Annotated in this window: 6 protein-coding genes; all 6 read left to right on the top strand. The window is 49.0% G+C overall.

Translation table 11 applies throughout. The features are described from left to right. Positions 1-101: 101 nt before the first annotated feature. The 6 genes from P6910_RS07870 to P6910_RS07845 all read left to right on the top strand — a co-directional run bounded on the left by P6910_RS07870 (position 102) and on the right by P6910_RS07845 (position 11,843). The gene (locus tag P6910_RS07870) at positions 102-455 is read left to right on the top strand and encodes a hypothetical protein (protein WP_317145717.1); all 354 of its coding nucleotides are present in this window, start codon (positions 102-104) and stop codon (positions 453-455) included. 293 nt (positions 456-748) lie between these two features. Next, positions 749-6,511: a hypothetical protein gene (locus P6910_RS07865; protein ID WP_317145716.1), complete on the top strand. Its 5,763-nt coding sequence runs from the start codon at positions 749-751 to the stop codon at positions 6,509-6,511. Positions 6,512-6,624: 113 nt separating this feature from the next. Next, positions 6,625-6,801, top strand: a complete 177-nt coding sequence (locus tag P6910_RS07860; protein WP_317145715.1) for a hypothetical protein — start codon at positions 6,625-6,627, stop codon at positions 6,799-6,801. Next, a complete protein-coding gene (locus tag P6910_RS07855; RefSeq protein WP_317145714.1) occupies positions 6,776-7,078 on the top strand; it encodes a hypothetical protein in 303 nt (100 codons plus the stop codon). The genes P6910_RS07860 and P6910_RS07855 overlap by 26 nt, the downstream gene beginning before the upstream one ends. A 9-nt stretch (positions 7,079-7,087) precedes the next feature. Beyond that, entirely contained in the window at positions 7,088-11,635 is a 4,548-nt protein-coding gene (locus P6910_RS07850) for a hypothetical protein (RefSeq protein WP_317145713.1), read from the top strand. Next, the gene (locus P6910_RS07845) at positions 11,601-11,843 is read left to right on the top strand and encodes a hypothetical protein (protein ID WP_317145712.1); all 243 of its coding nucleotides are present in this window, start codon (positions 11,601-11,603) and stop codon (positions 11,841-11,843) included. The genes P6910_RS07850 and P6910_RS07845 overlap by 35 nt, the downstream gene beginning before the upstream one ends. Positions 11,844-11,957 lie beyond the last annotated feature (114 nt).

The following is an 11,957-nucleotide window of genomic DNA, read 5'->3' as shown; positions in this document are numbered from 1 at the left end:
GCAAAACTCTGGTTCCCATGCTCCTGCCTGGGAACCCATACCTGTCACACGCTGTAGAGTCTGCTTTTCAGTGGAGGTATGCATTCCCACGCAGAGCGAGGGTGTCGCAAAACTCTCTCCAGCGTGGGAACGAGTTGACTCCCGTCATTCCCGGCTTCATTCTCGTCATTCCCGGCTTCATTCTCGTCATTCCCGACTTTATTCTCATCATTCCCGACTTTATTCTCGTCATTTCCGACTTTATTCTCGTCATTCCCGACTTTATTCTCGTCATTCCCGCGAAGGCGGGAATCCACACTGTCTCACCACCAGAACCATACTGCCCGGTGCCCCCCTGGCCTTGTCATCCCCGAGAAAGCAGAGATCCACCGTTGGCGCTGGATTCCCGCCTTCGCGGGAATGACGACTTCAGAGCATGGGAACGAGTTGAGGCAGAGATCCACCGTTGGCGCTAGATTCCCGCCTTCGCGGGAATGACGACCTCAGAGCATGGGAACGAGCTGTTGGAGTTTTGCAACACCCTCTCCAGCGTGGAAACGAGTTGTAACTTTGCTACGAGATTTAAAGTCGCTTAATAGCTAGCGGATTTGCCACTATGAACTAAATTTTCTCAACAGCATACCGGAGCAGCCATGAGCGTTAGACAGCCATGAGCCTTTGACAGCCATGAGCCTTTGTAAGTTGTTTCCTCGCCAGGTGTGGCAATCGCTTTTCACGATAACCAAAGCACCAACTCTGAGGTAGTAGAATGACAAATGCCCGCCCCAATGCATTAAGCCTTGCAGTGGCCATTGCCATCAGCTCTTCTATCATCAGTACACAGGCGCAAGCCGAGCGTAAGCTGCAGACAAAATCTCTTGATATTTCATACAATGGACATATGTCGTTTACCCAGAGTCTGGTCAGGGTTCAGCCAACTTTAGCGGGTGACCAGCAACCAATACCCAAATCCTTTACCACCACTTATCCTGATCAGACTCAAGCCAGAGAGGGCTATATGGTTCCCTCTGAGGGTTTTACAGACATTCTTTCTGCCGTCAGTGCTGATGTCTCCAGCGTTGATCTGTTTGAAACAGACGAGAATGACATTGCTCAGAAATACACCAAAGTCCTGAAGGTGGGTGATGAAGACGTCTTCAGGTTCACCCACAGCCTTGAAGAAACGAAACTGGTCATTGAAGTCAGGAGCGGAATGACCGACCAGGACACCGTTGACGCTGTGCGTGATCAATTAACTTGCATCTCATCGTTAGAACCATCAACAAAATTAGCCAGACCCGAACAACTGTATGCAGTGCTGCTAGGTGCCGATAACAGAGCAGGAAACCTCGGCACAAGCGATCACTATGTTGCCCTGGCCACCATTAAAGTAGAACCCGTTGAAGTGAATGGGCGAACGTTTATGCGTCTTATCGCTTCGGGCGATCAGCCCCCTGAACTGAAGCGACTGGGTCAATCGCTCTTTGTTAATGATGAAACGCTTCTGGCAGCAGCCACCTCGGCCTATATCCAGGTTCATGTTCTGAAAGAAGAGTTACAACAGGAGGCTCTTGATAGACTGTTGGCACTGAGCAAACCCGTCGGATATGTTGTGCACGAAGAAGATTGCACAAAGGTTTATCCTGCCCCTTCGGGTTATCCAAAGCTGGTACCTGGTCATACTCAGGAAGATACTATTGTTTTCTACAGTCAGAAACTGAATCCAGCCGATATCGCTTTTGTAGAAAACCTCTATAGTCTCCTGGCAGAAGCTGAGCCTGATGGCCTCACTCACACAACAACAAAGGTTAAAAAATATAGGGTCAAAAGCTACCAGCATGTTATTCAAAGCAGACAGTGGGCACTGCTGGAGGAATTAGCTGCCCGGAGTGATGCTGGGTTTAGCAGGGATAAACTGACTTCGCTTGCATACTATGAAGCTCTCCAGCAGGCTCTGGCCAGCGCTACGCCTCATAGAGCAAATGAATTTGAACTCACATTAGAACAACTCAAAGCCGCTTCGTCAGTCCTCACGCCAACCTGGATGCATTATCAACTGGTAAAATACTTCAGTTTTTGTAGCGCAATAAAAACGCTTCTGACTGACCAGCGCTTTATTCAGAATATGGAGGAATTGATACCCGTTATCAGAGATATCCACAAAGTGCAGGCCAATGGGGATGAAGAGTTGGTTGCCAGAGTCGTGAAAGGCATGTCACTGCAGATGATTGATACCTATGACAAAATAGAGGCGCTGCGGAAAAAAGAAGGCGAGTACATCAGGCTTATAAAACACTTAGAGTTGACAGCGGAGAAAGAGAAGGAAAAGCTCAGAGCACTTGAACTCAAACATCAGGCTGAACATGAGCTTGCGCAGACTCGTCAAGCGCTGGAAGAACTGCAAAACCAGTCACAGAAACTGGTGCAGGCAGTCGAACGAATGCCGGCACTGGAACAACAAGTTCGTGATGCCATAGAAAAAGCCACAAAAATTCGCAACACTGAACTGGCCGAGGAGCTTGGTATTGGTAACTGGGATGATACCCGGCCACCAGAAGAGCAAGCCTCACGCATCAGAGAGAGAATTAATAAAATCTTCACAGCAGTTGCCGTAACAGGACAGCCTGAAGAAGACACCGTAAGAACAAATCTGGCCGCTATTGAAGGCCAACTCGGTATTGTTCCAGATAATGAAAACGATCTGGATGCCCGCTTTCAATCCCTTCAACAGCACCTGCAACAACAGGAAAAACTCACTGATAAGGCCCTCTGGAACAGGCTGGCAAACATTGAAGGTCAGCACCGTCAGAAACATCTTCTGCATCTGCAAAAGCTGGAAAAACAAAAAAACTGGTTACAGGAAGTTAAGCAGAAAGTCGACCTGATTCCAGTACTGAGAGATGAACTTCGTGATCCCTTAATAGAAACCATAGAAAATTACAACGACCAACTGGCAGATACGCTTGGTATTGACTACTGGATTGAGACCGCGCCAACAATGGCAGAACAAGCCACAATCATCAGCAAAGAAATTCATGAAATCAGCAAATCGGGACAGCTTCCCCAAGAGGCTTTAAAAGTAATACTGGCGTCCATTGAAAATAAGCACGATATTACTCCAAACAATGAAATCGATCTGGCTGCCCGCTTTCAGTCCATTCAGCAGCACCTGCAACAGGAACTGCAACAAAAGACAGAACTCATCGACGACTTAATCCGCAACAGACTGGCTAACTTTGAAGATCAGCTCGGCCTTCCGGATAACGATTATCACCTGGAATACCGGCGATATGCCCTTCAACAACACCTGAAGCAACGGATAGAACAGGTCGGGCAAGAACATCTTCGGCAACTGGGTATCAGAACAGAAGCTGAAAAAATAGCTGCAACCAAAGCACGCTTTGCGACCATTGCCGCACATTTAAACATTCAGGATTTTGATAGCGATGAAGATATTGACGTTCAGCAGGAACGCCTGCTTGAAAAAATCAAGACAATGGATGCTCAACAAAAAATCCTGTTTCAGAGAGTTGAGACATTGAGTGATCAACAGGATACAGAGAATTCTTACACCCGGGCCAGAAGAGGTGCTCTGGCAGCCGTTCCTGGTATTGAACTGAGTGAAGACAACACACCAGAAGATCGCAAAACCCTGGAATCAACGGTCAATCTCAAGCTCTTCAGGCTTGCAGAGCTGGAAGAAGAACTGAAAGATTCCGGAACCCAGGGCCACCAAAAAGCCAAACCTGAAGTACTTGAGACAATCAGTGCCATAGAAGAAGCCCTTGAGATGTTCGACGTTGATGAAAACGATGGTGTATATCTTCGTCGCGAGGACATTTCTGACAAAATGCAGGAATTCATCACACAAGCCAGTGAAATACAGACAGATTATCTTGCAGCTATAGAGAAGAGGCTAAAGATCTACCCCCATGAAAACAGTGCAGCTGAAGCAAGAAGCATGGTTTTCACTGCCAGGCTGGCCAGAGACCTGCAGGTAGAGTTTGAAGATGATGCCACTATCGACGACCAGGTCCGTCAGCTTAATGCAAAACTCCGACCGCTGGATGATGAAGCTTTCAGTGTCGGTGAGCCTGACGTTCAAGAGCGTATTGCCGCCATTGAGGATGAGCTTGACAGGCAAATGGCTCGCCTGGGCCCCAAGCCCCGATACGTTCTTGATCGCGAGCTGGCCACTGCCAAACGGGCATTGAGAGAAGCCGAAAATGAGCTGACAGATGTTCATGGCAAACTGGATACCCTTCTTGGCAAAGAGCTGATATCTGAGCGGAACCCTGACGACCTCCAACATAGACCGAATGAAGAGAACAGGGTTGCAAATCAGGCAATGCAATTGATTCAGGAACAGGCTCGTCTGAAAGGTGAGATTGAAACCAGACAAGCAGACGTTGAGAGAATGAAGGAAGACCTGAGGGCTGCAAAGAAAGCCGTCGAGAATGATGGTGGTCCCTTCCAGTACTCGCCGAGACAGAAGAACATTCTCTGTATTATGCGCCGCATCCTACAGCAGTGCCCTCTCAAGAAACAAGGCCTTGAGGCCGCAATGGGTCTGGCAGAGCTGGCAGTCAAGAACGGTAAGGAAATACCCCGCCTTACGACTTTGGATTTTGACGATGAATTTGCACCGATCCGCCTGCAGGCATTGATCGGAGACGGCCTGAGCTTTGATCAGTCCACCCGGATGGTGGCAATCTTCAAGAGCCTGAAGACGAGCTTCCCAGTTCTGTATATCGAGTTTTTAGAAATTACTGTAACTGCTCTGGATGATGTTCAGGAGCTGGTTTGCAAACTCAGGAATGAGATAGAAAAAGGAGCACAAGAATACGACGAAGAGATTCACGACTTAAGCTCATCGGGCATTCACCCCATTGAGCATCAACCAGGGGACCTGAGAAGCTTCTCGGAATACTTTGCTACTCGCTCGGCCAGTGGTAACAAAATCATGGTTCTGCTGCGGGAAGGCCTGATCAGCAAGATTGAACTTGAGAACTACATAAAGGCTGCCCGAGGTGTCGATGGTTATCAGACAGTGGCTGAATTTGAACACTTCCTTGGCCACAGACACGGCGTCAAGGTGCCTCACTTCAAGAGCGTTGTCCAGATGCTGTCCGACGAGGGTGTTGAGGAGTTTATAAAGAGTGCTTTTACTCCTGTGACCGTGACCGGCCCCGCGGGCATGAAGGAGTCTGTTGACAGCATGAAAGAGTATGCAATGGCTGTCATCGCCAACTACGTTCTTGATGATATTGCCTTTGAAAATGGCCGCAGAACGGCAGCATTTCTGACCAATGCCCAGGAGACCCTGACACCTTATGCCCATGCTGCCGGCCTGTCTGAATCAGAACTGATTCAGGCTGTCCATGACACATTGATGCAGGCTCACGCGGCAGCGGTTGAGCGGCAACTGTCGGATTACTGGGTCAAACCTTCAGCCTTTCTTGTACAGGCTGTCACCTGGTACTACTCCAGCTACAAACCGCTACTGATGACCCACACTACCCGGCAGGCTGCCGAGCTGTCGCTCTCAAACATGGCGTTCCTCTATCTGCTGGACCTGACTAACAGGGGTGATTACCTGCACAGAATGCCCACACCTTTCCAGCATTGGTTGGAACGCTACGGTATTGATCCTGACCGAACTGGCCAATATCACTACCACAACGGAATTGAACAAGTCTCTGAAGTGGGCGGTCTGGCCATGCCATTGGGCAAAGCCGCTTCTTCAGTCATTCTGTTAGGAACCGGCTCCACGTTGTTTGCCAGACAGTACAATGCCAATCCTCAAAGGTATCGCAGCATTTCCCGTCTGGTGCCTGAAATAGTGAAATCCATGGGTTCCGGGCAAGGGGTTCAAGTGCCTCTTATGCACAGGGTGACACCGCATAAAGTGAAAACGCTGGCCTCCGCCACAGCCGCTCTGGTGTTGGGTCCGGTAGCCACTGTTGGAGCGTACGCCCACGGCCTTATATCCGGATTCACTTATGCTCAAACCTTTGGATTCGCTCTGGCGTCGAGTCTCACTTTCGACTTCTTTATGAACAACAACAAGATGCTCACTCAATGGCTGGGTGGCCCCCTGGGCCGAAGTCTTGACAAATTTAACCGCTGGCGAGGTGTGGGTGAATCGCACGATGAATATGTAAAACGCACGGCTATTGCCACACCTCAATACTTCAGTGAAACCGATAAAGAGTATGCCTACCGCGCTAAAGCCAACAACACACTGTATGGCTGGACGCGACATGAAAATTATCTGCAATTCCGTGAACGCCGGGATCGCACCATGAGACTATTTGAGAATGGCTGGGAGAAATACTTCAGGGAAAATGTGCCTAAATGGTCGTTCTCCCATGCAGAAAGTATTCCTTACTCCTGCACTCTGGGTGCTTTCTTCGGCTCCGGGACTGCAGCGCCTGGGCAACCCTCCGCAACCGTGAAAGCAGCACCGGTTGGTCTTGAGGTTGAGAAGTTCGATCTTGAGAAAGATAAAAATACCCGCGACGAACTTTGATATCAGAAACCAGTAGAAAACTCTGGTTCCCATGCTTCAGCGTGGGAACCCATATCTTAAATCACGTGTAGAGTCAGTTTTTCAGGGGCGGTATGCATTCCCACGCAGAGAGGGTGTCGCAAAACTCCAACAGCTCGTCCCCATGCTCTGAGGACGTCATTCCCACGAAGGCGCGAATCCAGCGCCAACATTGGGCTTCCGACTTCTCGGGGATGACAAGGCCAGGGGGGGCACCGGGCAGTATGGCTCTGGTGGTGAGTCAGTGTGGATTCCCGCCTTCGCGGGAATGACGAGAGTGAAACCGGGAATGACGGGAGTGAAACCGGGAATGACGGGAGTGAAACCGGGAATGACGGGAGTGAAACCGGGAATGACGGGAGTGAAACCGGGAATGACGGGAGTGAAACCGGGAATGACGAGAGTGAAGACAGCTCGTTCCCACGCTGGAGAAAGTTTTGCGACACCCTCAGAGCGTGGGAACGAGTTGAAGGCTATGAACTATTGTTACCTACTTCATTGTCAGGTGTGGCAATCACTTTTCACAGGAATAAAAGTACTCAGCTCTGAGGTAGTAGAATGATAAATACCTGCCCCAATGCATTAAGCTTTGCAGCGGCCCTGGCAACCAGCTTTTCCATCATGAGTACAGAGGCAGTGGTCGTTCGCAAACTTCAGACATATGCCTGTATTCCGAACACTGGAGGTGTTCAGCTTACTCGAAGTGAGGTCATGGTTCAGCCAACTTTAGGTGATGACCAACAGCCAATACCCAAATCTGTTACCACCACCTACCCTTATGAGCCTTCAGAAAGTCCCTACTCTATCTCTCCCACTATAAGCTTTACAAAAATTCTTTCTGGTATTGGTGATGGCGTTTCCAGTGTTGATCAGTTTGAAACAGACGAGAGTGGCATTGCTCAGAAATATACCAAAGTTCTTAAGGTAGGTGATGAAGGAATCTTCAGGTTCATCCACAACCTTGAAGAAAAGGAACTGGTCATTGAAGTCAGGGGCGGAATGACCGATAAGGATTCAGTTGCGGTTGCTCGTCGTAAATTATTTTCTACATCATTAGAACCGTTAACGAAAATCGCCTGCCCCGGGCAACTGTCTAACGTTTTGGAAGCTGCCGTTGCAAGAGCAGGAAACCTCGGCTCAAGTGATCACTTCGTTGCCCTTGCCACCATTGAAGTTGAAAAAATTGAAGTGAATGAGCGTACCTTCATGCGTCTTATCGCTTCGGGCGATCAGCCCCCTGAACTGCAACGTCTGGGTCAATCACTCTTTGTCAATGATGAAGCTCTCCTGACGGCTGCCGCCTCTGCCTACATACAGGTTCATCTCCTGAAAGAGGACTTACAACAGCAGGCGCTTAACGAGCTTTTTGTACACAACAAACCCGTCGGCTATGTTGTACACGTCGAGGATGACACACAGGTTTATCCTGTGCCTGAGGGTTATCCAAAGTTGGAAATAACAGAAGCTCCGGGGGAGGATATTTTTTTTCATGGCCAGATGCAGCGTCCGGATGACGTCGCTTTTGTAGAAAAACTCTACAAACTCTGGCTAGAAAATGGGGTTAATAATCGCTTTCGCTTTGTAATCATAACAGATCTTCTCAGACATAAGATCAAAAACTACCAGTTCGTCATCCGAAACAGGCAAATGGCACTGCTGGAGGAGATTGTTGCACGACACGATATCGGCGTTAACAAAGATCAACCGATGATGCTTTCTAACGAAGATAAACTGGCGGTACGTTCCCTTGCAGATTACGAATCCCTCCAGCTGGCATTGGCGCTGGCTGCTCCAGATAATCCATATCGAACAGGTCGTCTATTTGAGTTCACACTGGAATACATCAGATCCGCTTCATCAGTCATCACGCTAAACCGGATGTATGAGCAACTCGAAAAACACTTTGGCTTCAAACCCGTAGTTAAAAATCTTCTGATGAACCCGCACTTTTTTCAGCATATTCGGAAAGTGATACCCGTTATCGGCGATATCAAACAAGCGCAGATCAATCCCGAAAAAGACGAAGAGTTTACTTCCAGAGTCATGACCGACATGGCCAGACAGCTGCTTGAATTATCCAGGAACCTGGAGGACTTGAGGGCAAGACATGCCACACCGGGCATGAGAACAGAAGCTGAAAAAATATCTGCAACCAAAGCTCGCTTTGCAACCATTGCCGCACATTTAAACATTGAAGACTTTGATAGTGATACAGATATTGACGTTCAGCAAGAACGCCTGATTCAAAAACTGGAGACAATGAAAGCTGAAGCACAAGATCTGCGTCAACAAATCAATACTATGACTTTCCGACTCATTGTGGAGGATTTTCACAGCGTTACCAGGAAAAATGCTCTGGCTCAGATTCTTGGTATTGATCCGAACGACAACACCGCACTATCAGAGCGCGAAGCTGTAGAGTCAGCAGTATATACCAAGCTTAACAAGCTTAAATTTCTGGACACATATCTGGATTACATCAGAACAGGCCACTCCGAAGTTATACCGGGAGTCCTTGAGACATTGAGTGACGTGGAAAAAGCCCTTCAGATGACTGTTCCCGACGAAAACGATGATGTCTACCTTCGTCGCCAGAGCATTTCTGAAGAACTGCAGGATTTCATCGAAAAAGCCAGACAACGGGCGGAGGAAAAGGCTTTGGCGATACTGAAAGCCGTAGAAGAAATACTCGACATCAAAGTCAATGCTGGGGATGACAAAACAACAAGACTTATCAGGGTTCGAAGAATGTTTGACGGCGATGATCTCACAGATCATAGGCTGGACAAGATAGATAACACCCTCTGGGCAGATGAAAACGCAGCTCTGGACGGGCAGGATCTCAAAGTCGCGAAGTTTCTTGCGTATCTTCACTATAAAACCGGAGGCCCTGACCCGGATAAGCGAGCCAGAGAACAACAGACAGATCCGCTGGCAGAAGTAGAAGAAGCACTCAACCTGGACTCCATTGAACGAAAGGACAGAGCAACAAGACTTGCCATGGTGCTTAAAATGATTAACCACCCTGACGCCGGAGAATACCTGCTGAGTGAGGTAGACCAGGCACTCTGGAAAGAAGACAGCAAAGCGCTTGACGAGAGGGGTCTCAGACTCAGGAAGCTTGATGCGAGCCTCACTTATAAAGTCGAAGATCCGTACCATGATAAGCAGGTCAGAGAACAACAGGCAGATTGCATTGCAGCCGTAGAGGGCAAGCTGCATATCCACCCTCTTGATTACGTTACGGGTATAAAAAAAGTCAAGGCTTTCGCAGCGAAACTTGCCAGTGATCTAAGGATGAACTTTGACAAGGATGCCAGCCTGTCTGACCAGAAGGACGCCCTGATAGCCGGAATTCAGTCATTTCGGGATGAAATCAACGAAGTCTATGAAGATGCAACAGCAAGAAGAGCCCGGAACAATGAAGTGGCCCGTCAACTTAACATTAAGGACTATAACGATGATGCCAGTATAAACGACCAAAATAGTCAAATTAAAGCAAAACTCCAACAGCTGGACGACGAAGTTATCAAAAGGGTTCAGCCAGACGTTAATGTGCGCATCCTGATCATTGAGAAGGAGCTTGACAGGCATATGGCTTGCCTGGGACCCAAACCCCGGTACGTCCTTGATCCTGAGGTAGCCACAGCCAGTAAACAGGGTGTCAAGGTGCCCGAGTTCAGGAAGGTTATCCAGATGCCGTCCGATGAGGATGCTGAGCAATTCATGGAGATTACCCTTACTCCCGTGACCGCAACTGGCCCAGCGGCCATGAAAGAGTCTGTTGCCGGCATGAAAGAGTATGCCGCAGCTGTCACCGCCAACTACGTTCTTGATGATCTTGCCTTTGAAAATGGCCGCAGAACGGCAGCATTTCTGGCCAATGTTCAGGAGACCCTGACACCTTATGCCCATGCTGCCGGACTGTCTGAATCAGAACTGATCCAGGCTGTCCATGACACATTGATGCAGGCTCATGCCGCAGCGGTTGAGCAGGAGCTAAATAACTACTGGGTCAAACCTTCAGCTTTTCTGGTACAGGCTGTCACATGGTACTACTCCAGTTACAAACCGCTGCTGATGACCCACACTGCCCGGCAGGCTGCCGAGCTGTCGCTCTCAAACATGGCGTTCCTCTATCTACTGGACCTGACCTACAGGGGTGATTACCTGCACAGAATGCTCACACCTTTCCAGCATTGGTTGGAACGCTACGGTGTTGATCTTGACCGAACCGGCCAATATGCCTACCACAGCGGGATTGAACAAATCTCTGAAGTGGGCGGTCTGGCCATGCCATTGGGCAAAGCCGCTTCTTCAGTCATTCTGTTAGGAACCGGCTCCACGTTGTTTGCCAGACAGCACAACGCCAATCCCCACAGGTATCGCAGCATTTCCCGTCTGGTGCCTGAAATAGTGAAATCCATGGGTTCCGGGCAAGGAGTTCAAGTGCCTCTTCTGCACAGGGTGACACCACAAAAAGTAAAAACGTTGGCCTCGGCCACAGCCGGTCTGGTGCTGGGTCCGGTAGCCACTGTTGGAGCATACGCCCATGGCCTTATATCCGGATTCACTTATGCTCAAACCTTTGGATTCGCTCTGGCGTCGAGTCTTACTTTCGACTTCTTTATGAACGATAACAAGATACTCACTCAATGGCTGGGTGGCCCCCTGGGCCGAAGTCTTGACAAATTTAACCGCTGGCGAGGCGTGGGTGAATCGCACGATGAATATGTGAAACGCACGGCTATTGCCACACCTCAATACTTCAGTGAAACCGATAAAGAGTATGCCTACCGCGTTAAAGCCAACAACACGATGTATAGCTGGACGCGACATGAAAATTATCTGCAATTTCGGGAACGCCGGGATCGCAACATGAGACTATTTGAGAATGGCTGGGAGAAATACTTCAGGGAAAATGTGCCCAAATGGTCGTTCTCCCATGCAGAAAGTATTCCTTACTCTTGCACTCTGGGTGCTTTATTTGAGTCAGGGACTGCAGCACCTGAGCAACCCTCCGCAACCGTGAAAGCAGCACCGGTTGGTCTTGAGGTTAAGAAGTTCGATCTTGATAAAGATCAAAATACCCGCGACGAACTTTGATATCAGAAACCAGCAGAGAACTCTGGTTCCCATGCCTCAGAGGGTGTCGCAAAACTCTCTCCTCATTCTCGTCATTCCCGGCTTCATTCTCGTCATTCCCGCGAAGGCGGGAATCCACACTGACTCACCACCAGAACCCTACTGCCCTGTGCTCCCCTGGCCTTGTCATCCCCGAGAAGGCAGAGATCCACCGTTGGCGCTGGATTAACGCCTTCGCGGGAATGACGACCTCAGAGCATGGGAACGAGTTGTAAAAACCAGTCAATTTTACGGACATTGAACTTTGCCAATCTGAATTAAATTCGCTCAACAGCTTAGCGGT

The sequence above is a fragment of the Endozoicomonas sp. 8E genome (assembly GCF_032883915.1).
Classification (GTDB): domain Bacteria; phylum Pseudomonadota; class Gammaproteobacteria; order Pseudomonadales; family Endozoicomonadaceae; genus Endozoicomonas_A.
The sequence above is the reverse complement of the archived record's forward strand: the minus strand, read 5'-3'. Positions and strand labels throughout refer to the sequence as shown.